Consider the following 24,118-nt stretch of genomic DNA (forward strand, 5'->3'; position numbering starts at 1 on the left):
GGGCGTACGCCCCGGAGCCCTGCCGTTGCGTTAGCCTGGGGAATTTTCAGCCGCCCTTTCCGGGGAGTATCCAGCCGGCACTGACAGCGCACGGCGGAAAGCCTGCGGCGACCGCCCTTCGCGCTTGGTGAAGAAGCGCGAGAAATAGGCCGGGTCCTCGAAGCCCAGGGCATAGCCGATCTCCGCCATGCCGTGGCTGGTGTAGATCAGCGAACGGCGGGCCTCCAGCATCAGCCGGGCATGGACCAGCTGCAGGGTCGACAGGCCGGTGACCCGGCGGCAGGCGGCGTTCAGCCGGCCGGGCGTGACCCCGAGCGCGGCGGCATAGCGCTCCACCGGCCAATGCCGGCTGAACCGCTCGTCGATCATCGGCCGCAGCCGGGCGAGCAGCCGCAAATCGGGCGACAGCCCCTGTCCGTCGCGCCCCGCCTCGTCACGCCGCCGGTCGGCCGCCAGCCGCGCGGTGGCGACCAGCAGAAGCATCACCTGCGCCGAAATCGCGCTGGCCCGGCCGATGTGGTGGGCGCGGAACTCCCGCCTGATTTCGCCGAAACAGCGGTCGAGCGAAGTCGCCTCGTCCGACCCGGCATTCAGGTCCCAAGCCTGCGGCAGGGCCGGTGCCTCGCGCAGTTCCGCCTCCGGCGCGGCGGCCAACACCCCGGCCAGGAACCCCTCCGACATGGTCAACACATGGCCGTCGGTGCCGGGATCGAAGCGGAAGCCATGCACCACCTGCGCCGGCACGGTGATCAGCGCCGGGGCGCGGAAGGCCACCTCCACCCCGTCGGCGGTCAGCCGCCCGCCGCCCTCCGTGACCAGCAGCGCATGGCTCAGCCCGTCGTGGCGGTGGGGGCGGACCTCCCAATTGTACAAGCGCATCCGCTCCGGGATCGTCTCGATATGGACGAAGCGCAGCTCCGGCATCGCCGGCGGTTCGCCATACAGCCAATAGCGGGGAATGGGTTCGGCGCTGTGGGCGGACATCGCACGGGCTCCGGCAGGCTTGCGATGAAAAGTACAAGTCTTTCGCCGGTTCGTCTATGTCCGGCCCTCCGCCTCCGGGAATAGCATGAGCACAAATAATTGGTGCAGGAAACAATCCGCAAAAGCGCACCTGCCCCAGGTCCCAAGGAGGGCGAGAGACATGCACCCCACCAAATCAGCCGATACCCAGTTCGGCCGCACCCAGGTCGCCATCATCGGCGCCGGTCCGGCCGGTCTGTTCCTGTCCCATCTGCTGCACCGCCAGGGCATCGAGTCGGTGATCCTGGAACACCGCAGCCGCGAGGAGATCGAGGGCACCATCCGCGCCGGCGTGCTGGAGCAATGGGTGGTCGACCTGATGAACGACATGGGGCTGGGCGACCGCATGATGCGCGAGGCCCATTTCCATTCCGGCATCACCCTGCGCTTCGACCGCCGCAGCCACCACATCGACATGGCGGAGCTGACCGGCGGCAAGCGCGTCACCGTCTATGCCCAGCACGAGGTGATCCGCGACCTCGTCTCCGCCCGGCTGGAGGATGGCGGCACCATCCTGTTCGGCGTGTCCGACGTGCGGTTCCTCGATCTGGAGGGCAAGACGCCGCGCGTGCGGTTCCGCCGCGACGCGGACGGCCCGCTGGAGGAGCTGCGCTGCGACTTCGTCGCCGGTTGCGACGGCTTCCACGGACCGAGCCGGCAGGCGATCCCGGCCGCGGCGCGCACCGAATACCAGATGGTCTATCCCTTCGGCTGGCTTGGCATCCTGACCGAGGCGCCGCCGTCGCATCCCGAACTGATCTACGCCAACCACGAACGCGGCTTCGCCCTGCTCAGCACCCGCTCGCCGGAGGTGCAGCGGCTCTACATCCAGGTCGATCCCAAGGACGACATCGCCAACTGGTCCGACGACCGCATCTGGTCCGAACTGCACCGCCGGCTTGAGGACGGGAATGGCTGGACGCTGACGGAGGGGCCGGTCTTCCAGAAGGGCATCATCGCCATGCGCAGCTTCGTCTGCGACCCGATGCAGCATGGCCGGCTGTTCATCGCCGGCGACGCCGCCCACATCGTGCCGCCGACCGGCGCCAAGGGCCTGAACCTGGCGGTCGCCGATGTGCTGGTGCTGTCGCGCGCCCTGACCGCCTACTACAAATCCGGCACGACCGCGGGGCTGGACGGCTACAGCGCCACCTGCCTACGGCGGATCTGGAAGGCGGAGCGCTTCTCCTGGTCCATGACCACCATGCTGCACCGGAACGAGGCGGAATCGCCCTTCGAGCAGCGCGTGCATCTGGCCGAGCTGGACTATCTGGTCCACTCCCGCGCCGCCATGACGGCGCTGGCGGAGAATTATGTGGGGTTGCCGATGGAATGAAAACCCGCCGGCACGCCCGCCCCTTACGCCTGCTTGGCGTCGATGATCCCCCGGCGCACGGCGCGGGTCTTGGTGAAGTGGTCCTGCAACTGCTGCCCCTCGCCCCAGCGGATGGCGCGCTGCAGCGCCGTCAGGTCCTCGGTGAAGCGCTGCAAGATTTCCAGCACCGCCTCGCGGTTGTTCAGGAACACGTCGCGCCACATCACCGGATCGCTGGCGGCGATGCGGGTGAAGTCGCGGAAGCCGCCGGCGGAAAACTTGATGACCTCGGACTTGGTGTCCTCCTCCAGGTCCGACGCGGTGCCGACGATGGTGTAGGCGATCAGGTGCGGCAGGTGCGAGGTGATGGCCAGCACGCGGTCATGGTGGCTGGCCTCCATGATCTCGACGGTGGAGCCGACGCGGCGCCACAGCTCCGTCACCCGCTCCAGCGCATGGCGGTCTGCCCCGGTCGGCGGGGTCAGGATGCACCAGCGGCCCTGGAACAGGGTGGCGAAGCCGGCCTCCGGACCCGAATGCTCGGTGCCCGCCACCGGGTGGCCGGGGATCAGGTGGACGCCGTCGGGCAGGTGCGGCCCGATGTCGCGCAGGGCCGCCTGCTTGACCGAGCCGACATCGGTGACGATGGTGCCGCGCTGCAAAAGCGGCCCGATGGCCTCGGCGACCGCGGCGTAGCTGCCCACCGGTGTCGACAGAATCACCAGATCGGCACCGGCCAGTGCGGTTGCCGGATCGGTGGAGGCCTCCGCCACGATGCCCAACTCCAGCGCCTTGGCGCAGGCCTCGGCGCTGCGGTCGGCGCAGACGACCTGCCGCGCGATCCCATACTCCGCCAGCGCCCGTGCCAGGGAGGAGCCGATCAGACCGATGCCGATGATGGCGACGCGGTCGAACAGGGGGCCAGGAGCGGGAACGGTGTCGGTGATGGACATGACGCGGGGTGTCCCGAAAGCGGAGTGAACGGGCGAAAAACCGTCCCGTTTAAACCACCTCGCGCCCGCCGGACCAAGCGATACTTTATCGCACAGTCCGTCACCCCTCCTTCCGTGTCATCTCCGCCCGGAGCGCTTCGGCCAGCCGCTGGAAGGTCTCCTTCCGGCCGGAGGTGCGGCGCCAGGCCAGCGCGATCCGCCGCCCCGGCCGGCCGCCGGCCAGCGGGCGCACCGCCAGATCCAACCCGCGCAGGATGCCCGAATCGACCGCCATCTGCGGCAGCAGCGTCACACCCAGCCCGTTCGCCACCATCTGCACCAGCGTGTGCAGGCTGGTGCCCTCGAACGCGGTGTTGTGCGGCGTGGCGTCCAGCGCGCAGGCGGCCATGGCATGGTCGCGCAGGCAGTGCCCGTCCTCCAGCAGCAGCAGATCCTCCGACGGGACCGTCACCGGCTCGGCCGGATCGCCGGCGCTCAGCCGGTGGCCGGTGGGGCAGACGAAGGAGAAGCGGTCCTCCGCGATGTCCTCCGTCTCCAGGTCGCCCATCGGATAGGGCAAGGCCAGCAGCGCCGCATCCAGCTTGCCGGCATTCAACTGATCCAGCAGCCGCGCCGTCTGATCCTCGCGCAGATAGAGGCGCAGGCGCGGGAAGGTCTCGCGCAGGGCCGGCATCACGCGGGGGATCAGGAAAGGGCCGATGGTCGGGATCACCCCGAGATGGAGCGCGCCCGACATCGGATCGGCGGCCGAGCGGGTGATGTCCACCAGTTCCTCCGCCCCCTTCAGCAATTGCCGGGCCCGTTCGGCAATCTCGCGGCCGAGCGGGGTCGGCAGCACGGAGCGGCGCGTGCGCTCCACCAGCGTGGCGCCCAGCAGATCCTCAAGCTCCTGCAAGCCGGCGCTCAGCGTCGACTGGCTGACGAGGCAGGCCTCCGCCGCCTGCCCGAAATGGCAGCGGTCGACGACGGCGACGAGATAGCGGAGCTGGCGCAGGGTGGGGAGCGGTTTCATGCCGGGTTATGTAATCGGTTTTATCGATCAATCCAATTGGTATTTTCTACTTCTCTTGATAACAGATTTCCCGTATTCCTCCACGGGTCAACGGGACACGGGAACATCGCCCCCTCCCCTGGCCACAAGGCAGGCCCTCTTGTTCGACCCGGTGCGCCGCACTAAGTCGGGCATGTCACGGCCCCCGGCCGGAGATCGAGGCGACAACCATTCATCGCACCTCATCGGAGAACACAAATGTCTTTGATCAACAGCGAGATTAAGCCCTTCAAGGCGACCGCGTTCAAGAACGGCAAGTTCATCGACGTGACCGACGCCGACCTGAAGGGCAAGTGGTCGGTCGTGTTCTTCTATCCGGCCGATTTCACCTTCGTCTGCCCGACGGAGCTGGAGGATCTGGCCGACAACTACGCCGAATTCCAGAAGCTGGGCGTCGAGATCTACAGCGTCTCGACCGACACCCACTTCTGCCACAAGGCTTGGCACGACACCTCGCCGGCCATCGGCAAGATCAACTACACCATGATCGGCGATCCGACGCTGGCCATCAGCCGCAACTTCGAGGTCCTGATCGAGGAAGTCGGTCTGGCCGACCGCGGCACCTTCGTCGTCGACCCGGACGGCAAGATCCAGATCGTCGAGATCACCGCCGGCGGCGTCGGCCGCGACGCCAAGGAACTGCTGCGCAAGATCAAGGCCGTCCAGTACGTCGCCGCCCACCCGGGCGAGGTCTGCCCGGCCAAGTGGCAGGAAGGCGAGAAGACCCTCGCCCCGTCGCTCGACCTCGTCGGCAAGATCTAAGGGTCTCCTGCAAGGGGAATCCCAAGGATCGGGGGCCGGCTTCGGCCGGCTCCCACCCCGCTCCGGCGGACATATGTTGCAGTACCCTTGGGGCCGACAGGTCACAGGGCGAGATCTTGCGGGCCGGCTTTCAAAGCCTCCCCGCCATCAAGGTCCGTCATCGGTTTCCCCATCCCCGCGAAGGCGGGCACCCAGGCGCGCTCTTTGTCGCAGTCCTTGCAAAGCCTGGATCCCCGCCTGCGCGGGGAGGACGATGACGTTTCAAACTCTTCACTGTTTCAAAACCAGACCGCCCGCCCGACCGGCTCTTTTGACTCGGGCCACCATTTCTCCGCCCGGACCGCCGCGATTCCGCGCAGGCGATCCGCCCCGGACACGAGACGTTGGGAACGAAAGCCATGCTGGACGCCAATCTGAAGACGCAGTTGAAGGCCTATCTGGAGCGCATCACCAACCCGATCACGCTGGTGGCGTCGCTGGACGGCGGCGCGAAGTCCCAGGAGATGCTCGGCCTGCTGGAAGACATCGCCTCGCTGTCCGACAAGATCACGCTGGACCGCAACGGCGCCGACGCCCGCCGGCCCTCCTTCGCCATCAAGCGCGACGGCACCGACATCGGCGTCACCTTCGCCGGCCTGCCGATGGGTCACGAGTTCAACTCCCTGGTCCTGGCCCTGCTGCAGGTCGGCGGCCACCCGTCGAAGGAGTCGGAGGAGCTGCTGGAGCAGATCCGCAACCTCGACGGCGATTTCCGCTTCGAGACCTATTTCTCGCTGTCATGCCAGAACTGCCCGGACGTGGTCCAGGCCCTGAACCTGATGAGCGCGCTGAACCCGCGGATCAAGCATGTCGCCATCGACGGCGCGCTGTTCCAGCAGGAGGTCGAGCAGCGTCAGGTGATGGCCGTCCCCACCGTCTTCCTGAACGGCGAGCCCTTCGCCCAGGGCCGCATGGACGTGGCGCAGATCGTCGCCAAGCTCGACACCGGCGCCGTCGCCCGCGCCGCCGAGAAGATCAAGGCCAAGGCCCCGTTCGAGGTGCTGGTGATCGGTGGCGGGCCCGCCGGTGCCGCGGCCGCCATCTACGCCGCCCGCAAGGGCATCCGCACCGGCGTCGCAGCCGAGCGGTTCGGCGGTCAGGTGCTCGACACCATGGCGATCGAGAACTTCATCTCCGTCTCCCACACCGAGGGGCCGAAGCTGGCCGCGGCGCTGGAACAGCACGTCAAGGACTATGAGGTCGACGTGATGAACCTGCAGACCGCCACCGCCCTGGTGCCGGCCGTTCGGGAAGGCGGCCTGATCGAGGTGAAGCTGGCCAGCGGCGCCTCGCTGAAGTCGCGCACGGTGGTGCTGTCGACCGGCGCCCGCTGGCGCTCGATGAATGTCCCGGGCGAGGCGGAATACCGCAACAAGGGTGTCGCCTACTGCCCGCACTGCGACGGCCCGCTGTTCAAGGGCAAGCGCGTGGCGGTGATCGGCGGCGGCAACTCCGGCGTCGAGGCGGCGATCGACCTCGCCGGCATCGTCTCGCACGTCACGCTGATCGAGTTCGACAGCCAGCTGCGCGCCGATGCGGTGCTCCAGCGCAAGCTGAACAGCTTGGCCAACGTCACCGTTCTCCTCTCGGCCCAGACCACCGAGGTGCATGGCGACGGCAACAAGGTGGTCGGCCTGTCCTACAAGGACCGCAACAGCGGTGAGCTGAAGCGGGTCGATCTGGAAGGCATCTTCGTGCAGATCGGTCTGGTGCCGAACACCGAATGGCTGAAGGGCACGCTGGCGCTGACCCCGCGCGGCGAGATCGAGGTGGACAACCGCGGCCAGACCTCGCTGCCCGGCGTCTTCGCCGCTGGCGACGCGACGACGGTGCCGTTCAAGCAGATCGTCATCGCCATGGGCGAAGGCGCCAAGGCCGCGCTGGCCGCCTTCGACCACCTGATCCGCACGGTGCCTGCCGAGGAACCCGCGCGCGAGACCGTCGCGGCGGAGTAAAGACGGTAGAAGTCCCCTCTCCCCAGGGGGGAGAGGGGGATTCTCCCGTAGGGGTCGGGATGGGTGACTGTGTCACCCCAGCGTATGCTCCAGCAGGATCTTGGCGCCCAGGCCGATCAGCACCACGCCGCCGGCCATTTCCGCCCAGCGGCCCAAATGATTGCCAGCGGCCTTGCCGATCAGCACGCCGCCAAAGGCCACCGCGAAGGTCACCGCGCCGATCAGCGCCGAGGTCGTCACCATGTCCACGTCGACCAGCGCCAGACCCGCGCCGACGGCGGCGGCGTCGATGCTGGTGGCGACGGCGGTGGTCAGCAGGGCCAGCCATTCGGCGCGCACGCTGCGCACCGGGCCGCAATCCTCCTCGCTCTCGTCATCGCCGTCCATGATGGCGTTGCGCAGCATCGCGCCGCCGACCGCCAGCAACAGGCCGAAGGCGATCCAGTGATCGACCGTTTCCACGAGGCTGGCGAAGGCGATGCCGATGCCCCAGCCGACCAGCGGCATGGCGAACTGGCAGACGCCGAAGGCCGCGCCCACGCGCACCGCCTCAGGCAGGCCGGACCGGCGCGAGCAGGCCCCGCGGCCGAGAGCGGCGGCGAAGCTATCCATTGAAAGGCTGAAGGCAAGCGCGAGGGACGTGGCGATCATGGCTATTCCCGGGCCAGACAACACAGTGGAATCGGACGGACTCCGGCTGGCCGCGGAGATGCCCGATCCACTGGTCTCGCCGGGTCGGCCCTCTGGCCGCCGTGCGCGCCATGGCGGTAGCGGCCGGAGGCCGGAACCGTCCAAGTCTGTTGACGCGAACCCCACCGAATCCAAACGCCGGCGGGTGGCTACTCCCCAATGACGGGGGAACTCCTACAAGGACTGGGGGATTGGGTCAAGCGCCCGATTGCCGCAGGTGCGAGATGCGGCCGCGCAGGTAGGTGGCGGCCACCGAACGGTCGTCGCCCAGCGTCACCTGGATGAACAACTCCTCCTCCAGATCGCCATTCACCGCGTTCATGCGATGTCGCATAGCCGGGGTGGCGGCGGGGTCGAGCACGACGAGGTCGGCCCAGCGGCCGGGCTCCAGGCTGCCGACCTCGTCGGCCATGCCCAGAGCCTCGGCATTGCCGCGGGTCATCCAATGCAATGCTGCGAGCGCCGGCAGGTTCTGGCGCCGCAGCTGCAGCACCTTGTAGGCCTCCGCCGCCGTGCGCAGCATCGAATAGCTGGTGCCGCCGCCGACATCGGTGGCGATGGCGGTGCGCACCGGCCGCTCCGGCTTCGACAAGGCGTCGAGGTCGAACAGGCCGCTGCCGATGAACAGGTTGCTGGTCGGGCAGAAGACGGCGACCGACCCGCTTTCCGACAGCCGGCCCATCTCCGCCTCCGACAAATGGATGCAGTGGCCGAACAGCGAGGTCGGCCCCAGCAGCCCGAAGCGGTCATAGACGTCGGTGTAGTCGCGGGCGCCGGGGAACAGGCGACGCACCTCGGCGATCTCGTCGGTGTTCTCCGACAGATGGGTCTGCATATGGACGCCGGGATGCTCGCGCAGCAGCGCGCCGGCCGCCTCCAGCTGCGCCTCGGTCGAGGTGATGGCGAAGCGCGGGGTCACCGCATAGCGCTGCCGCCCCCGCCCGTGCCAGCGGCCGATCAGATCCTTGCCGTCGCGATAGCTGCTGTCGGCCGTATCGGTCAGGGCGGCGGGCGCGTGGCGGTCCATCATCACCTTGCCGGCGATCATCCCGGCGCCGCGCGCCTCGGCCTCCGCGAACAGGGCGTCGACCGACTGCGGATGGACCGAGCCGTAGACCACCGCCGTCGTCGTGCCGTTGCGCAGCAGCTCATCCATGAAGAAGGCGGCATTGGCGGCGGCGTGGGCCGGATCGGCGAAGCGCTGTTCCTCGATGAAGGTGTATTTCTCCAGCCAGTCGAGCAGCTGGGCGCCGTAGGAGGCGATCACCTGGGTCTGGGGGAAATGGATGTGGGTGTCGATGAAGCCCGGCAGCACCAGCTTGCCGCTGTGGTCGTCGACCACCACCCCCTCCGGAACCCGGCCGCGCAGGTTCGCCCAGTCCCCGACCTCCAGAATCCGCCCGTCGGTCCCGACCAGCAGCAGCCCGTCCTCGTGATAGGTCAGGCAGTCGAAGTCCCCCGGCCCGGCGGGCGCGCGATGGAAGCTGAGCAGGCGCCCACGAATGGCGGAAGAGATGGGGGCGGCGATGGTCTGGTCGGACATAGGGTTCCGGTTCAGTAGGGACAACACATGCCCTCTCCCGCCCCGGGAGAGGGTTGGAGAGTGCGGATTACTTAATGTCCCCCGACCACGCCGCCAACACCGCGCGTTCCTGCGGGGTGATTCCGGTGATGTTGGCGGGGGGCATGGCGCTGCTGAAGCCGGCCTGCAGGCGGATCTGCTCGGCATGGCGGCGGATGCCGTCGCCATCCAGCACGACGCCGCGCGGCGGGGCGGCGATGCCCTCCCACACCGGCTGGGCGGCATGGCACATGCTGCAGCGGGTGGAGACGATCTCCTCGACCTGATTGAAGCCGACCTTGACCGGCGCCGCAGCCGCCGTATCGACATTCGCCGGCCCCATGGTGCTGAGCCACGCGCAGGCCAGCATGCCGGCGGCCGCCACCCCCCAGGTCCACCAGGGCGTCGGCTTGCCGGCATGGCGGCTGTTGAAGAAGTGGCGGATCGCCGTGCCGACCACCAGCACCAGCGCCACCATCACCCAGTTGTAGCGGGTGGAGCTGACCAGCGGGTAATGGTTGGACAGCATCAGGAAGACGACCGGCAGCGTCAGGTAGTTGTTGTGCAGAGACCGCTGCTTGGCTTGTTTGCCCAGCGACGGGTCCGGCGTCTCGCCGCGCAGCATGGCGGCCACCGTCTTGCGCTGGTTGGGGATGATCAGCATGAAGACGTTGCAGGCCATCATCGTCGCCATCAGCGCGCCGACCTGCAGCATGGCGCCGCGCCCGCTAAAGACCTCGGTCATCGCCCAGGCCGTCGCCACCAGCATCACGAAGCCGGCAATCGCGAGCGCCCCGTCATTGCGGCCCAGCGGCGACTTGCACATCAGGTCATAGGCGACCCAGCCCGCCACCAGCGCGCCGACGCTGATCGCCACCGCCTGCCAATGGCTGAGCGCCATCACGTCCTGGTCGATCAGGAACAGGTCGGCGCCGCGATAATACAGCACGCACATCAGGAAGAAGCCGCTGAGCCACGTCGCGTAGGATTCCCACTTGAACCAGGTGAGATCCTCCGGCAGCTGCGGCGGGGCGACCATGTATTTGGTCATGTGGTAGAAGCCGCCGCCGTGGATTTGCCACGCATCCCCCGCCGTCCCGGCCGGCGCCCCCGCTCGGCGGCGCAGCGAGGCGTCGAGATGGATGAAGTAGAAGGACGATCCGATCCAGGCGATGGCGGTGATGACGTGCAGCCACCGCGCCAGGGCGTTGATCCATTCCCACAGGATGGGCTCCATCGCGCGCACGCTCCTTCCGATCAGGTCGATGACTTGACTGTAAGGCGAGTGTGCGGGTGCGGAAAACCATTCGTCCGTCCCAACAGCTTCAAAAAATGACGAAAGATCGGGATGCGGGAACGTGACGCCGGGCATGCGGCCGTGTGGACCGAGGAGGCGTCACTCCATTCGGTCCACATGGTCGTCAGTTGCCCATCAGGCCGCGAACAGGGCGGCGTCCAGGTGGGTCATGTTGTTCATGGTGTCGAACGCCGACGACACGAGGCCGACATCGGTCCAGGCGAACTGGTTGAACGTCTGGCTGCCACCATACGACACAGGGGTGCTGAGATAGACGTCGCGCACGGCGCCGATCACCTCGTCTGTCGAAATGTGCAGGTCGTCGTTGACGTCGATCTTATCCAGCGTATTCCACACCGTGTCGAAGTTCGTGCCGACCAGTGTAGCGGCTTCATGGAGTTGATCGGCATTCATGTAATAGTTGAGGTCGTCGCTCATGGAATTGGCGAGCGCCGCCGTGGAGGACCGCAGCAGCGCCGCCTCCCCGCCGCCCTGCGCCGAGAGGGCTTCCGACAGGGTCGGGTTGGAGGAATAGTAAGGCACCTTGGTCGACCCCTTCACGTCCACGCCGAACACGGTTTCGTAGCGCGTGTTCGGATCGAGGTGGGTTTCCTGCTGGAAGAGGTCGAGGTGGTTCTTCCAGAAGCCAGGCGACTGCGCCAAGGCGTGCTCGGGCGGCGGCGGCTCATTGGTACATGGCAGCAGGTCGATCGGGTTGTTCGGATCGTCCTGAATCTTGGCACTGCCCCCGCTGTCCGGTCCGGTGGACTGGAGCCGCAGCCACCAGTCGCTGCTGTCGAACAACGCTTCGGCGTCGAGGGCGGTCGTGCCGCTGATCACGAAGCTGGCGCTCTGCACGACACCGTCAGATGCGCCCTGGTTGCCGAACTTGATGCCGATGTCGTACGGCTCCTCCGAGGTGCCGCCGGTGGTGTTAAAGCCGGGATCGGTCATGCCGGGATTGTCGGAGATCCGGTTGGCGTCGATCAGCGCGGCGTAAGGCCCGGCGGTGCCATTGGCGGTGATTTGGCTGACGGAGAGCCCGGACACTGCATCGTTGTTGACGCTGAACGCCACGCCGATAAGGTCCGCGTTCGGATCGTTCAAGACACTAAACGAGACCTTCACGTCGTCCAAACCGTCTCCGGTGAAATCCTGGCAATATTCGAATGTTGCCCGGATAGATTCTGGCGTCGAGTCGGATGTCGCTTTGTAGTCAAAAGTGTAGTTCGTTGTACGGGCAGTCATTTTTAAATCCTCCCATTGCAAAGATAAGTCTTCCTTTTCGGCAGCGAAAATTAATCGCTGCTTGTGGAACTCTTTGATCGTGATACCGGGATATGCGGCCCTTCAACGGAGATTGCGGCTATGGCCAAGCCCCCATTCCGTGCGCGATGATTGAGCAACTGCTCCGAAAAAAAGATAGCAGCAGCACCAGCCAAGGAGCCTTGATCAGATACTTCGTCCTGTAAAAAGTATTGAAACAATTAAAACTAGTATAATAATCCTACATCATTAAAATTTTGAATTTCTCTTCGCGACACCAAAATATTCTTCCTAACTTTATCCTGGATTTCTGAAATTCTTTAATACACTTCCAATGTCTATACAAATAGCGCGACTTGGTTCACAAAAAGCGATTTGTCCAGCAGAGTATTATGATTCCATATATTAGAGATATTTAATTTATCACAATCATCTACCGATTTCACCTATTTCGCGACTTCACGAGCCAGCATTCCGCTGTGGACAGAATGTCGCACCCAAGCTATACCTCCGCCAGCCAAGGTGAGTAAGCACTCACTTATCACAAGCTACTGATTTAACGCCCCAATGGCCCCTCGCCTCGACAGCGGCGCCCGCAAGCGGGCGATCCTCGACGCCGCCTTGCCGCTGTTCGCGCGCAAGGGTTTCGCCGCGACCACCACACGGGAGATCGCGCAGGCCGCCGGCGTGTCGGAGGCGCTGATCTTCAAGCATTTCCCGTCCAAGGCCTCGCTGTACGAGGCGATCTTCCTCAGCTGCATCGACGGCGACCCGGAGTATGAGCGGCTGGTCGCCTTGCCGCCGGGCACCGGCACGCTGGTGCAGATGATCCAGGGGCTGGTGAACTACTTCGTGATCGAGGTGCCGTCCGATCCCAACGAACGGGCGCGCCACCGTCTGTCGATCATCAGCCTGCTGGAAGACGGCGAGTTCATGCGGCAGGTCTATGAGGGCATCCGCAGCCGCTTCATGCCCTGTTTCGCCGCCTCCATCGCCGCCGCCGTCGCCTGCGGCGACCTTGCGCCGGGGCCGATCGACGCGGAGAACGGGCTCTGGCTCGCCGAACATCTGTGCGGAATGATGGCGACCGTCTGCCTGTCCGGCGGGACGGTGGTGCCCTATCCCTGCGGCCGTCCCGAGCTTGCCCGCCAGACGGTCTGGTTCATCCTGCGCGGCCTCGGCCTGCGCGACGACATCATCGCCGCCCGCGAGTGCGGCTCCGACAATGACAATTCCACACCCGAGAGACCGGAGTAGCCGAACGTGACCCTGGACCATTCGCCAAAGACCGAGACGTCATTCGGGCACCCGGCGTCCGAGCCGGGCCGCGGAACGCCTCCGCCGCCCGCCCCACCCTCCACGCCGCCGCGCAAGCCGGTGACGCGCGGGCGGCTGACGCTGCGCATCGTCATCACGCTGGTGATCCTCGGGTTGCTGGGGGCGGCGCTGTACGGCTTCAACAGCTTCCGCGCCAAGGCCATCGCCGACTTCTTCGCCAACAACAAGCCGCCGCCCACCCCGGTGGCTCTGGCGGACGCGACGGTGCAGACGATCCCGAAATATCTGCCGGCCATCGGCACGCTGCAGGCGGCCCGTCAGGTCACGGTGGCCCCCGAGGTCGCCGGCCGGGTGGAGCGCATCCCCTTCGAATCGGGCTCCCGCGTCAAGGTTGGCGACCCGCTGGTGCAGCTGAACGACGCCACCGAGCAGGCCGATTTGCTGGCCCAGCGCGCCCAGGCGCGTCTGGCCGAGCTGAACCTGGAGCGCTACCGCGACCTGCGCCGCAGCCAGGCCACGCCGCAGAGCAACGTCGACCAGTATCAGGCGCAGCTCGACGAGATCAACGCGAACATGAAGCGCACCAGCGCGCTGATCGGCCAGAAGCTGATCAAGGCGCCGTTCGACGGCGACCTCGGCATCCGGCAGGTCAATGTCGGCGACTACGTCAATCCCGGCGCCACCATCGTCACCCTGACCGACCTGTCGCAGCTCTACATCAACTTCACCCTGCCGGAGCAGGCGCTGCCGAAGCTGTCGGTCGGCCAGGGTGTGCTGATCAACGTCGATGCCCTGCCCGGCCGCGATTTCGAGGCGAAGATCACCACCATCGAACCGCAGGTCAGCGCCGACACCCGCGCGGTGAAGGTGCAGGCGACCATGGACAACCGCGAGCGCCAGCTGCGGCCGGGCATGTTCGCCAGCGTCCGCGTCGTCCTGCCGCCGCAGCCCGACACGCTGACGGTGCCGGAAACCGCGGTCGACTACACGGTCTACGGCGATTCCGTCTTCGTCGCCATGAAGAAGCAGGGCCAGGACGGCAAGGAGCAGATGGTGGTGGAGCGCAAGGCGGTGAAGACCGGCGACCGCCTCGCCAACCGGGTCGAGATCCGCAGCGGCCTGAACCCCGGCGACCGCGTCGTGGTGTCCGGGCAGCTGAAGCTGGACAACGGCGCCGCGGTCGTCGAGGCGCAGAGCAATCCGCTCACGCCGCCGCAGACCCTGCCGCAGAACTGAGGCCGATGCCATGGGCAGTTTCACCGACATCTTCATCCGCCGGCCCGTTCTGTCCGTCGTGGTCAGCCTGCTGATCCTGCTGGTCGGCATCCGCTCGATGCTGGAGCTGCCGATCCGGCAGTATCCGCAGCTGCAGAACACGGTCATCACCGTCACCACCAGCTATCCCGGCGCCTCGCCGGAGCTGATGCAGGGCTTCATCGCGACGCCGATCGAACAGGCGGTGGCGACGGCCGAGGGTCTCGACTACCTGACCTCCTCCTCCACCCAGGGGCAGAGCGTCGTCACCGCCTATGTCCGGCTGAACTTCGACCCCAACGTCGCGATGACCGACGTGATGGCGAAGGTGCAGCAGGTCAAATACCAGCTTCCGCGCGAGGCCAACGACCCGGTCATCCTGAAATCGACCGGCGAGACGACCTCCATCCTCTATATGGGCTTCTCCAGCCCCGACCTGTCGGGGGCGGCGATCTCCGACTATCTGACGCGCGTGGTGCAGCCGGTGCTGTCCACCGTCAACGGAGTGGCGCAGGCCAAGATCCTGGGCGGCCAGACTTTCGCCATGCGGCTTTGGCTGGACCCAGCCAAGATGGCGGCGCGCAACATCTCACCGGCCGACGTCTCGGCGGCGGTCGCCGCCAACAACTACCAGTCGGCTCCCGGCCAGACCAAGGGCGTCTTCGTCATCTCCAACGTCACCGCCAACACCGGCCTGACCGACGTGGAGCAGTTCCGCGACATGGTGGTGAAGGCCAAGGACGGGGCGCTGGTGCGGATGCGCGACATCGCCACCGTCGAACTCAGCTCCAAGAGCTTCGACGCCAGCGTGGCGATGAACGGGCAGCAGGCGATCTTCATCGGCGTCGATTCCACCCCCACCGGCAACCCGCTGAACATCGTCGAAGACATCCGCAAGATGGAGCCGGAGCTGCGGCGCAACCTGCCGCCCGGCATGAAGATGGAAATCGTCTATGACAGCACCCGCTTCATCCAGGCGTCCATCGACGAGGTGGTGAAGACGCTGCTCGAAGCGGTGGCCATCGTCATCGTCGTCATCTTCCTGTTCCTGGGTTCCCTCCGCTCGGTTCTGATCCCGGTGGTGACGATTCCGCTGTCGATCATCGGCGCCGCCACCTTCATGCTGGCTCTCGGTTTCTCGCTGAACCTGCTGACGCTGCTGGCGATGGTGCTCGCCATCGGCCTCGTGGTGGACGACGCCATCGTGGTGGTGGAGAACATCCACCGGCACATAGAGCACGGCAAATCGGCGGTCGCGGCATCGCTGATCGGCGCGCGCGAGATCATCGGGCCGGTCATCTCCATGACCATCACGCTGGCGGCGGTCTATGCCCCCATCGGCCTGCTGGGCGGACTGACCGGCGCGCTGTTCCGCGAATTCGCCTTCACGCTCGCCGCGTCGGTGATCGTGTCGGGCATCGTGGCGCTGACGTTGTCTCCGATGATGTGCTCCGTCATCCTCAAGGAGGGCGGGAGCCAGGGCCGCTTCGCCGCCTTCCTCGACCGGCAGTTCGAAAAGCTGGCCGGGTGGTACGAGCGGCGGCTGGACGGCATGCTGGACTATCGCGCCGCGACCCTGCTGTTCGCGCTGGGCATCCTGCTGTCGGTCGGCTACCTGTTCGCCAACACCATGTCGGAACTGGCGCCGGAAGAGGACCAGGGCATCCTGTTCGGCATCTCCAAGGCGCCGCAATATGCCAACCTCGACTATATCGACAGCTTCGGAAAGCAGATCGACGACACCTTCGCCAGCTTCCCGGAGACCGACACCCGCTTCGTCCTGACCGGCATGCCGACCCTGAACCAGGGCTTCGCCGGCATGATCCTGAAGCCGTGGGGCGAGCGCGCGCGGTCGGCCAAGGAACTGCAGCCGCTGGCCCAGGCCGAGCTGAGCAAGGTGACGGGCATCAACGTGTTCCTGGTGTCGCCGCCGGCCCTGCCCGGTTCCACCGGCGGCCTGCCGGTGCAGATGGTGATCTCCAGCCCCGGCGATTACCGCACCATCTTCGACGCCATCGAGCGGATCAACGACGCCGCCATGAAAAGCGGCATGTTCATCGTCACCGACACCGACCTGAAATATGACAGCCCGGTCGTCCGACTGAAGATCGACCGCGCCAAGGCGGCCGACCTCGGCCTGTCGATGAAGGCGGTCGGCGACACGCTGGCGGTGCTGGTCGGCGGCAACTACGTCAACCGCTTCAACCTGAACGGCCGTTCCTACGAGGTGATTCCGCAGGTGCCGCGGGCCGACCGCCTGACGCCAGAATCGCTGACCAACTATTACGTCACCTCCGGATCGGGCGCCCAGATCCCGCTGTCCACCGTGGTGTCGGTGGATACGGCGGTGGAGCCGAACGCGCTGAACAAGTACAACCAGCTGCCCTCGGCCACCTTCTCCGCCGTGCCGATGCCGGGCGTCTCCATGGGGCAGGTCGTCGATTTCCTGGAGGCGCAGGCGCGCACCCAGCTGCCGGCCGGCTTCAACCACGCCTACCTGTCGGAATCGCGTCAGTTCGTAACGGAGGGCAGCCAGCTGATGGTCACCTTCGCCTTCGCGCTGATCGTGATCTATCTGGTGCTGGCCGCGCAGTTCGAATCGTTGCGCGACCCGCTGGTGATCCTGGTGTCGGTGCCGATGTCGATCTGCGGCGCGCTGCTGCCGCTGTTCTTCGGCGCCGCCACCATGAACATCTACACCCAGGTCGGTCTGGTGACGCTGATCGGCCTGATCTCCAAGCACGGCATCTTGCTGGTGGAGTTCGCCCGCGAGATGCAGATCAACGAAGGCGTGGACCGCCGCACCGCGATCGAGCACGCGGCCCGAGTCCGCCTGCGCCCGATCCTGATGACCACCGCGGCGATGGTGGTCGGCCTGCTGCCGCTGCTGACCGCGGCGGGCGCCGGTGCGGCCAGCCGCTTCTCCATCGGTCTGGTGATCGTGTCCGGCATGCTGATCGGCACGCTGTTCACGCTGTTCGTCCTGCCGGCGGTCTACACCCTGCTGGCGACGGACCACTACGCCACCTCCCGCTCCAGCCGGACGGAGCAGCTGCGCAGCACGACCTGACGCGCCGCCGGATACCGCAAGACGAAACAGGCCCCTCCCGACCGGGAGGGGCCTGTTTTCGTTTGTGCCGCGTCACCCCGCCAGCTCCGCCGGCACCGGCAAATCCTCGCCCTCTTCGCAGCGGAGCATCCAGACCAGCCAGCGTTCGGTGTGGATCAGCAGGCGCCGGGTTTCGATGCTGGCGCAGCCGCGGCTGTGGTCGCGCAGCAGACGGATGGCGCTGCAGATCGGGGACTGCGGGTCGAGGGCTCGTTTCGGCACGGCGGAGGTCCTTTGCGGCGAGGAGGCACGCCCGACACATAGCGGACCGCCTCGCAACCAAAGCGTGATCTTTCTCGGACGCCCACGGAATCCTACCCTTCGTCCGTTTCAAAGTTGCGCAGGGCCGGCAGAATGATGCGAGCAGGAATGGCCAAAGTTCCACAAGCTCTTCGCATCGCGGGCAACTGGCCGCGACATGCGCGGAACCGGCCACCCTGCGCGCTCTTGTCCCTACCTGCGGCATTTATCGAATGTTATATCTTTTGTCTTAGGCCACTGGTCGGCCCGTCGCCGTCACGAATGCTGTCCGTTCATGCGCCGGCATTTCACGCCTGCACAACGTAGGGATCCGAGATCCATGACAATGCGTCTGTTGGCCGGCCTTGCCGCGCTCTGTTCCGCCCTGCTGTGCGGGCTGGCAACTTCCGCTCCGACCATGGCGGCGGAGCAGGCGTTCCGCATCGGCATCGCCCCGCACACCAGCGCCCGCGTCATCATCGAACAGTACCAGCCCGTCCGCCGCGCGGTGGAGGCGGCGCTGGGCCGGCCGGTGGAGATCGTGACCGCGCCCGACTTCACCGCCTTCGCCCGGCGGGCGGTCGACCAGGAATACGACATCGCCGTCACCACCGGCCATCAGGCGGAGATGCTGCGCAAGGACGCCGCCTATCTGCCGCTGCTGACCTACAAGGCCGATTTCCGCGCCGTGGCGGTGACGGCTGCCAGGGGACCGTACCAGACGGCGGCGTCGCTTGCCGGCACCACCGTCCTGGGCCTCAGCCCGTCCTCGCTGGTGACGCTGTGGGGCCAGCATTGGCTGGCCGAACAGAGGCTGCCCAACATCCAGCTTCGCTATGTCAGCGCTGCCGACAGCGTGGCCCAGCTGATCCTGGCCGGCGATGCGTCGGCCGGCTTCATGTCGCTGGCCAACCGAGCCAAGCTGGCGCCGGAGGTTCAGGCACAGCTTTCCACCATCGCCGAGAGCCGCCCGATGGCCGGCCGAGTCTATATGCTGAACGGCAGGCAGGCGGACTTGGCCGACCCTTTGCGCAAAGCCCTGTTCGCCTTCGGCGGGACGGCGGAGGGCAAGGCCTATTTCGACGCCAACCAGCTCGACGGCTACCGTCAGGTCACGGATGAGGAGCTGGAATCGATGGAGCCGCTGGCCGACGAGGTCCGGAGCGTTCTGAAGGCCGGGAAATGATCCTGACCCGTCTGGCGCCCTGGAAGACCCTGCGCGGGCGCATGCTGGTCGCCGCCATGGCGGTCGAGGCGATCATGCTGACCCTCCTGGTCGCCAACAGCGTGCGGCTGCTCTACGGCAGCCTCGCCGAACAGGCAAGGCTGCATGCGGGGCAGGTGGCGCCGGTGCTGAACGCCGCGCTGGTGGCGCCGCTGGCCCAGCGCGACTATGCGACGCTGCAGGCGGTGCTGGACGAAAGCCGCTCCACCGGCGGCGTCCTCTACCTCGCCGTCAGCGACAGCAACGGCAGGCTGGTGGCGATCAGCGGCTGGCCGGAAAACCGCGCGCTGCCCAATCCCGACCCGGCCCTGACGCTGGACACCAAGGACGGCATCGCCCGCTACGACGTGGCGGTGCCGGTGTCGCTGGCCGGGCAGAAGCTGGGCGCGGTGCAGTTCGGTCTCGACCTGCTGCACATCGTCGAGGCGCGGCGTGACCTGCTGACCCAGGGCATCGCCATCGCCCTGTCGGAGATCCTGCTGTCTGCCGGGCTGCTGACCCTGCTGGGCCTGTGGCTGACCCGTCATCTGGCGGCGCTGGCGCGGGCCAGCGAACGGGTGGCGGCCGGCGACTACAGCCCGCCCGAACTGGCGGAGGGGAGCGACGACATCGGCCGGCTGGGTGCGGCCTTCAACACCATGTCGCACGCCATTAAGGAGCGCGTCGACCAGTTGACCGTCGCGCTCGACGAGCAGGAGGCGCTGGCCCGCGACGTGGAGCAGGAACGCGCCCGCCTGTCCGCGCTGCTGTCGGCGATGGATTTCGGCGTGCTGTTCGTCGGCGGCGACGGGCGCATCGCCTACGCCAACCCGGCCTTCTCCGGCCTATTCGCGATCACCGTGGCGCCGGTCGGCCACCGGCTGGACGAGACGCTGGCCAATGCCGGCAACGCCCCGCGCGACACCGACTATACCCTGCTGTCGGCGGTGGACGGCGACGAGCGGCGCGAGATGACGCTGACCGACGGGCGCATCGTCAGCTGGCACAATGTGCCGGTTCGCAAAGGCGCCGGCACCGCCATCGGCAAGCTGTGGCTGTGCATCGACGTGACCGAGCCGCGTCAGGCGGCCGAGCAGCTGCTCCAGGCCAAGGAGAAGGCGGAGGCCGCCAGCCGGTCGAAGACCGAGTTCCTGGCGACCGTCAGCCACGAGCTGCGCACCCCGATGAACGGCGTGCTGGGCAACCTGACCCTGCTGGCCGACGCCTCGCTGCCGACGGAGGAGAAGCGGCTGGCCGACGTCGCCCGCCGCTCGGCCGAGACCCTGCTGCGGCTGCTGGACGACATCCTCGACCTGTCGAAGCTGGAGGCCCGCCGCATCGATCTGGAGGAGGCGGACTGCGCCCTGCCCCAGCTGATCGACGGGGTTCTGGAGGTGCTGCGCCCGAACGCCACCGACAAGGGGCTGGAGCTGTCGGCCCGGCTGATGCCGTCGGTGCCGGAGGTGATCGTCACCGATCCGGCCCGCCTGCGCCAGATCCTGTTCAATCTGGTCGGCAACGCGGTGAAATTCACCGAGGAGGGCCATGTCGCCGTGCGGGTCCGCCGGCTGGGCCGCGCCCCCGCCGACGTCATCGCCTTTGGTCATCCCGACTCCTTCCTTCTGGAGTTCGAGGTGGAGGACACCGGCATCGGCATCGCGCCGGGTTCGGTGCCGACCCTGTTCGACCGCTTCACCCAGGCCGACAGCTCGATCACCCGGCGCTATGGCGGCACCGGTCTGGGGCTGGCGATCTGCCGCGACCTCTGCCTGCTGATGGGCGGCAGCATCGCGGTGGACACCGCCCCCGGCCGCGGCAGCGTCTTCCGCTTCACCGTCGTCGCCCGTCCCGGCGACCCGTCGGCCCTGCGCCGCGTCGAGCCCGGCCACGGCACCAGCGTCGGCGAGGCGGCGCGCGTCGCGGCATTGCCGCCGTTGCGCGTGCTGGCGGTCGACGACATCGAGGTCAACCGCGACATCGTCCGCGGCATCCTGGAGCGCGCCGGCCACAGCGTGGCGCTGGCCGCCAGCGGCGGGGAGGCGGTGCGCATGGTGCGCGACCAGCCGTTCGACCTCGTGCTGATGGACATCCAGATGCCGGGCATGGACGGTCTGACCGCCACCCGCCGCGTACGCGAACTGCCTGACCCTCAGGGCAGCGTCCCCATCCTGGCGCTGACCGCCCATGCGTCGGGCAGTTCGCGGCCGGAATGCCTGTCGGCGGGGATGAACGGTTTCGTCACCAAGCCCTTGCGCCCGGCCCTGCTCTTTGCCGAAATGGCATCGGTGCTGGGCAACGGCGCGGCTGTGTCGGCCGCCCCCGCACCCGCCGCTCCGGAGCCCGCCATGATCGACCAGCCTGCGGATTTGCCTGCCGACCAGCCTGCCATTCCCGACGCCGACCTTCTGGACGAGGAACAGGTGTCCCTGCTGCTTGAGGTGCTGACGGCCGACGACTGGACCGCCTCCGTCGCCGGCTTCACCGACAATGGGCAGAAGACCATCGACAGCATGGTCGCCCAGGCCCGCGCCGGGGAGCCGCACAACCGCACCGCCCACACGCTGAAGGGCACCTCGCTGAATCTCGGCGCCGCCGCCCTCGGCCACTTGGCGAAGGAGCTGGAGCACGCCCCCGCCGCCACGGTCCTGGAGCAGGAACAGCGGTTGCGCGACCTGCTGGACCGCTCGCTCGCCGCGCTCCGCACCCGCCAGCCGCTAAACGTCTGAACGGATAGGTGGTGGCCGCAGCGCCACCAACAGGCAGCCGCTCCCTCCACATTCGGACAGGTCGGCGTGGCACAAAAGTCCTCCTGGCGCGTTGTCTCCTCAGGACCAAGACCTGAGAGGCGACATGAGCGACCTAGCGGACGATCTCGATCAATGGACCGGGCCACATACCGGGCCACATACCGGGTTGCTGGCCGGATTGCGGGCCGACCGGGTGCGCCCGGCGGTGCGGAAGGCCATGACCGAGGCAGGCTTCACGCCGATGGACCTCGGCGACGGCTGCCGGGCCTGGTACCGCCGGTCGGACGACGGCACCCATGCGCTGATTTCGCACAACAACGCGCTGGACGGCGACCCGACGGTCAAGGACTGGATCGTCGGCCAGTATGGCGAGCGCGGCGGCTTCGTCGAGGTCGGCGGCCTGCCGCTGTTCCGGGCGCTGGAAGGGGCCGACACCCTGCCGTCGCCGGTGCGGCCGGACGGATCGCTGGTGGAGGCGCTCTATCCGTCCCTCCAACAGGCGCTTGATGATCTGGGGTGATAGTCCAGCTGCAGCTCGCGGATGGCCCAATGGGCGATGACCAAGGTCGGGCTGGACAAGCGGAGGGCTGAACGGAAAAGCTCACGCCGGTTGCCATATGGGATTAAGACCCCCATCTGACGGCCGACAACAGCCCCGACCATCAGCGAGCCGCCTGTCCATGGAAGCCGACCGATCGAAGCCCTTGCGCATCCTGCTCGTCGAGGACGAGCCGCTGGTGGCCATGGCCATCGAGGATTCGCTGGAAGTCCAGAATGTCGGCGTCGTCGGGCCCGCCGGCACGGTGGCGGAGGCGCTGGAGTTGATCGCCAAGGGCGGCATCGACGCCGCCCTGCTGGACGTCACCCTGCGCGGGGAGCGCGTCGACAGCGTCGCCGACGCGCTGAGCGCCCGGGGCATCCCCTTCGTCTTCACCACAGGCCATGGCGCCGCCGGCCTGCCGCGGAGCCATCAGGACCGGCCGGTCCTGACCAAGCCCTTCCGCGAGGTCGAGATGACCGACGCCATCGACCGCTACTTCCGCGGCGCCGCCTGACCGCCCGTAGGCCAACACCAATCAGCCAACGCCACTCAGCCCGGCCGCCCGTCAACCCGCGGCGACAGCAGGACCGGGGCGTAGGCGACGAGGTACAGGGTGAAGGCCGCGACCCAGGCATAGCCGGAGCATTGCAGCGCCGACCACACCAACTCCACCGGCAGCAGCGGCGAGGCGGTGCGGGCGACCGCCGCGACCGTCAGCAGCACATAGGCGGCGACCGTCAGCCGCGACACCGCCAGCGGCCGCCCGGTGTGGCCGAGCGAGGCGCGGCTCATCACCGCCAGGATCAGGGTGGCGAAGGCCCCGACCGTCAACGCATGGGTTCCCGCCGCCGCCGGCAGCCCGGCCAGGGCATGCAGCCCGCGCAAGCCCAACGCCACCGGCACCCACAGATAGCCGACATGCAGGATCCACAGGATCGGCGAGCGCCAGGCCTTCCAGCCCTGCCAGCCGGCCAGCCGCACCGCATGGGCCACCGCAGCGGCGAGCGCGATCAGCCCGGTGACAACGGACTCCGGCGCCACCATTGCCGCCGGGATCAGCGCCAGCGTCAGAACCAGCACCGGCCGCTCCACCATCGGCCAGGACCGCACGCCCAGCCCCGCCTTGCCCAGCCCGTTGCGGGTGAAGGCCGGCAGGATGCGCCCGCCGATCACCGTCACCATCATCAGCACGACGCCAAGACCCAGCGCGAAGCCGGCATCCGTCCCGCCGTCCAGCAGTTCCAGCCAGTCGAGGTGGATCAGCAGGTTGGCCGTCGTCAGCAGGCCGATCAGGATCAGGAAGGCGCTGTTCCGCCACTTGCCCGCCGCCACCAGCGGCCGGCCGAGCGCCAGCCCCAGCCCCGGCAGGAAGGCGATGTCGATCACCGCCGCCACCGGCTCCGGCATGCCGGTCCAGGGAAAGACGGCGACGCGGCCGGCGATCCACAATGCCGCGAGCGCCATCAGCGGCGCGCCGGACACCGCCTTGGTTCCGGTCCAGCTCGGCACCGCGGTCAGCAGGAAGCCGGCGACGGCGGCCACCACCGTACCGAACAGCATCTCATGCGCATGCCAAGCGCTGGCGCCGACCGCATGCTCGGGCCATTCCCCGGTCACCAGCACGCCCAGCCAGGCGCCGAGCAGCCCGACGGCAGCCACGCCGCTGAACAGGAAGAAGAAACGGAAGCCATACTGGAACAGGATCGGGATGGCGGGGCCGTCGTCGCGGCCGGCAAGACTGGGGGAGGACATGAAGGGGAACTCCGTAAAAACGGGTGCTGCAGTGCAGGATTGACCGTCAGCCTGCGCCCCCCGCCCCCACGCCGCCTTGAC

Annotated in this window: 19 protein-coding genes and 1 riboswitch; of the genes, 10 read left to right on the top strand and 9 right to left on the bottom strand. The window is 67.3% G+C overall.

Annotated elements, in window-relative coordinates:
* Positions 1-30: 30 nt before the first annotated feature.
* On the bottom strand, positions 31-984 hold the full coding sequence (locus TSH20_RS28675; protein WP_109156197.1) for a helix-turn-helix domain-containing protein: 954 nt from the start codon (positions 982-984) through the stop codon (positions 31-33).
* 160 nt (positions 985-1,144) lie between these two features.
* Here TSH20_RS28675 and pobA point away from each other — a divergent pair, with 160 nt between their 5' ends.
* Positions 1,145-2,359 (top strand): 4-hydroxybenzoate 3-monooxygenase, encoded by a 1,215-nt coding sequence (gene pobA / locus TSH20_RS28680; RefSeq protein ID WP_109156198.1) that lies wholly within the window; start codon positions 1,145-1,147, stop codon positions 2,357-2,359.
* A 23-nt stretch (positions 2,360-2,382) separates the two neighbouring features.
* Here pobA and TSH20_RS28685 read toward each other — a convergent pair whose 3' ends face one another.
* Together TSH20_RS28685 and TSH20_RS28690 are read right to left on the bottom strand one after the other, a co-directional pair.
* Positions 2,383-3,291 carry a prephenate/arogenate dehydrogenase family protein gene (locus tag TSH20_RS28685; RefSeq protein WP_109156199.1) on the bottom strand — a complete coding sequence of 303 codons (909 nt, stop codon included), beginning with the start codon at positions 3,289-3,291 and terminating at the stop codon, positions 2,383-2,385.
* A gap of 100 nt (positions 3,292-3,391) precedes the next feature.
* Complete coding sequence (locus tag TSH20_RS28690) at positions 3,392-4,303, bottom strand: hydrogen peroxide-inducible genes activator (protein WP_109156200.1); 912 nt, start codon at positions 4,301-4,303, stop codon at positions 3,392-3,394.
* Positions 4,304-4,540: 237 nt separating this feature from the next.
* Between TSH20_RS28690 and ahpC the strand changes: the two genes are divergently transcribed.
* Positions 4,541-5,104: an alkyl hydroperoxide reductase subunit C gene (ahpC, locus tag TSH20_RS28695; RefSeq protein WP_085092243.1), complete on the top strand. Its 564-nt coding sequence runs from the start codon at positions 4,541-4,543 to the stop codon at positions 5,102-5,104.
* Between the two features lie 398 nt (positions 5,105-5,502).
* Positions 5,503-7,098, top strand: a complete 1,596-nt coding sequence (ahpF, locus tag TSH20_RS28700; RefSeq protein ID WP_109156201.1) for an alkyl hydroperoxide reductase subunit F — start codon at positions 5,503-5,505, stop codon at positions 7,096-7,098.
* Positions 7,099-7,170: 72 nt separating this feature from the next.
* On the opposite strand, the gene TSH20_RS28705 is transcribed toward ahpF, so the two are convergent.
* The 4 genes from TSH20_RS28705 to TSH20_RS28720 all read right to left on the bottom strand — a co-directional run bounded on the left by TSH20_RS28705 (position 7,171) and on the right by TSH20_RS28720 (position 11,783).
* Entirely contained in the window at positions 7,171-7,749 is a 579-nt protein-coding gene (locus TSH20_RS28705; protein ID WP_109156202.1) for a manganese efflux pump MntP family protein, read from the bottom strand.
* A gap of 83 nt (positions 7,750-7,832) precedes the next feature.
* Positions 7,833-7,958, bottom strand: a riboswitch (yybP-ykoY riboswitch).
* 26 nt (positions 7,959-7,984) lie between these two features.
* Positions 7,985-9,331: a guanine deaminase gene (gene guaD, locus TSH20_RS28710; RefSeq protein ID WP_109156203.1), complete on the bottom strand. Its 1,347-nt coding sequence runs from the start codon at positions 9,329-9,331 to the stop codon at positions 7,985-7,987.
* Positions 9,332-9,398: 67 nt separating this feature from the next.
* Positions 9,399-10,586: a urate hydroxylase PuuD gene (locus TSH20_RS28715; protein ID WP_109156204.1), complete on the bottom strand. Its 1,188-nt coding sequence runs from the start codon at positions 10,584-10,586 to the stop codon at positions 9,399-9,401.
* Positions 10,587-10,781: 195 nt separating this feature from the next.
* Positions 10,782-11,783 (bottom strand): hypothetical protein, encoded by a 1,002-nt coding sequence (locus TSH20_RS28720; protein WP_146205369.1) that lies wholly within the window; start codon positions 11,781-11,783, stop codon positions 10,782-10,784.
* Between the two features lie 696 nt (positions 11,784-12,479).
* Here TSH20_RS28720 and TSH20_RS28725 point away from each other — a divergent pair.
* The 3 genes from TSH20_RS28725 to TSH20_RS28735 are packed head-to-tail and all read left to right on the top strand — an operon-like array spanning position 12,480 to position 17,514.
* Positions 12,480-13,169 carry a TetR/AcrR family transcriptional regulator gene (locus TSH20_RS28725; RefSeq protein WP_109156206.1) on the top strand — a complete coding sequence of 230 codons (690 nt, stop codon included), beginning with the start codon at positions 12,480-12,482 and terminating at the stop codon, positions 13,167-13,169.
* A 6-nt stretch (positions 13,170-13,175) separates the two neighbouring features.
* On the top strand, positions 13,176-14,426 hold the full coding sequence (locus TSH20_RS28730) for an efflux RND transporter periplasmic adaptor subunit (protein ID WP_247871264.1): 1,251 nt from the start codon (positions 13,176-13,178) through the stop codon (positions 14,424-14,426).
* 10 nt (positions 14,427-14,436) lie between these two features.
* The gene (locus tag TSH20_RS28735; RefSeq protein WP_109156207.1) at positions 14,437-17,514 is read left to right on the top strand and encodes a multidrug efflux RND transporter permease subunit; all 3,078 of its coding nucleotides are present in this window, start codon (positions 14,437-14,439) and stop codon (positions 17,512-17,514) included.
* 72 nt (positions 17,515-17,586) lie between these two features.
* On the opposite strand, the gene TSH20_RS28740 is transcribed toward TSH20_RS28735, so the two are convergent.
* Positions 17,587-17,775 (bottom strand): hypothetical protein, encoded by a 189-nt coding sequence (locus TSH20_RS28740; protein ID WP_109156208.1) that lies wholly within the window; start codon positions 17,773-17,775, stop codon positions 17,587-17,589.
* Positions 17,776-18,133: 358 nt separating this feature from the next.
* On the opposite strand from TSH20_RS28740, the gene TSH20_RS28745 reads away from it, so the two are divergent.
* The 4 genes from TSH20_RS28745 to TSH20_RS28760 all read left to right on the top strand — a co-directional run bounded on the left by TSH20_RS28745 (position 18,134) and on the right by TSH20_RS28760 (position 22,799).
* Positions 18,134-18,979 carry a phosphate/phosphite/phosphonate ABC transporter substrate-binding protein gene (locus tag TSH20_RS28745; RefSeq protein WP_109156209.1) on the top strand — a complete coding sequence of 282 codons (846 nt, stop codon included), beginning with the start codon at positions 18,134-18,136 and terminating at the stop codon, positions 18,977-18,979.
* Entirely contained in the window at positions 18,976-21,723 is a 2,748-nt protein-coding gene (locus tag TSH20_RS28750) for a response regulator (protein WP_109156210.1), read from the top strand. Before TSH20_RS28745 ends, TSH20_RS28750 begins: the two co-directional genes overlap by 4 nt.
* A 124-nt stretch (positions 21,724-21,847) precedes the next feature.
* Positions 21,848-22,264: a hypothetical protein gene (locus TSH20_RS28755; protein WP_109152753.1), complete on the top strand. Its 417-nt coding sequence runs from the start codon at positions 21,848-21,850 to the stop codon at positions 22,262-22,264.
* Between the two features lie 160 nt (positions 22,265-22,424).
* Complete coding sequence (locus TSH20_RS28760) at positions 22,425-22,799, top strand: response regulator (RefSeq protein WP_109156211.1); 375 nt, start codon at positions 22,425-22,427, stop codon at positions 22,797-22,799.
* Positions 22,800-22,834: 35 nt separating this feature from the next.
* On the opposite strand, the gene TSH20_RS28765 is transcribed toward TSH20_RS28760, so the two are convergent.
* Complete coding sequence (locus tag TSH20_RS28765; protein WP_109156212.1) at positions 22,835-24,037, bottom strand: NnrS family protein; 1,203 nt, start codon at positions 24,035-24,037, stop codon at positions 22,835-22,837.
* Between the last annotated feature and the right edge of the window lie 81 nt (positions 24,038-24,118).

Origin of the sequence: Azospirillum sp. TSH20 (assembly GCF_003115935.1) — a bacterium.
GTDB lineage: Bacteria > Pseudomonadota > Alphaproteobacteria > Azospirillales > Azospirillaceae > Azospirillum.

Bases quoted from the DNA above. Each gene is read 5' to 3' on its own strand.
- TSH20_RS28675 (WP_109156197.1), bottom strand. From the start codon at position 984: ATGTCCGCCCACAGCGCCGAACCCATTCCCCGCTATTGGCTGTATGGC.
- pobA (WP_109156198.1), top strand. From the start codon at position 1,145: ATGCACCCCACCAAATCAGCCGATACCCAGTTCGGCCGCACCCAGGTC.
- TSH20_RS28685 (WP_109156199.1), bottom strand. From the start codon at position 3,291: ATGTCCATCACCGACACCGTTCCCGCTCCTGGCCCCCTGTTCGACCGC.
- TSH20_RS28690 (WP_109156200.1), bottom strand. From the start codon at position 4,303: ATGAAACCGCTCCCCACCCTGCGCCAGCTCCGCTATCTCGTCGCCGTC.
- ahpC (WP_085092243.1), top strand. From the start codon at position 4,541: ATGTCTTTGATCAACAGCGAGATTAAGCCCTTCAAGGCGACCGCGTTC.
- ahpF (WP_109156201.1), top strand. From the start codon at position 5,503: ATGCTGGACGCCAATCTGAAGACGCAGTTGAAGGCCTATCTGGAGCGC.
- TSH20_RS28705 (WP_109156202.1), bottom strand. From the start codon at position 7,749: ATGATCGCCACGTCCCTCGCGCTTGCCTTCAGCCTTTCAATGGATAGC.
- guaD (WP_109156203.1), bottom strand. From the start codon at position 9,331: ATGTCCGACCAGACCATCGCCGCCCCCATCTCTTCCGCCATTCGTGGG.
- TSH20_RS28715 (WP_109156204.1), bottom strand. From the start codon at position 10,586: ATGGAGCCCATCCTGTGGGAATGGATCAACGCCCTGGCGCGGTGGCTG.
- TSH20_RS28725 (WP_109156206.1), top strand. From the start codon at position 12,480: ATGGCCCCTCGCCTCGACAGCGGCGCCCGCAAGCGGGCGATCCTCGAC.
- TSH20_RS28735 (WP_109156207.1), top strand. From the start codon at position 14,437: ATGGGCAGTTTCACCGACATCTTCATCCGCCGGCCCGTTCTGTCCGTC.
- TSH20_RS28745 (WP_109156209.1), top strand. From the start codon at position 18,134: ATGACAATGCGTCTGTTGGCCGGCCTTGCCGCGCTCTGTTCCGCCCTG.
- TSH20_RS28750 (WP_109156210.1), top strand. From the start codon at position 18,976: ATGATCCTGACCCGTCTGGCGCCCTGGAAGACCCTGCGCGGGCGCATG.
- TSH20_RS28755 (WP_109152753.1), top strand. From the start codon at position 21,848: ATGAGCGACCTAGCGGACGATCTCGATCAATGGACCGGGCCACATACC.
- TSH20_RS28760 (WP_109156211.1), top strand. From the start codon at position 22,425: ATGGAAGCCGACCGATCGAAGCCCTTGCGCATCCTGCTCGTCGAGGAC.
- TSH20_RS28765 (WP_109156212.1), bottom strand. From the start codon at position 24,037: ATGTCCTCCCCCAGTCTTGCCGGCCGCGACGACGGCCCCGCCATCCCG.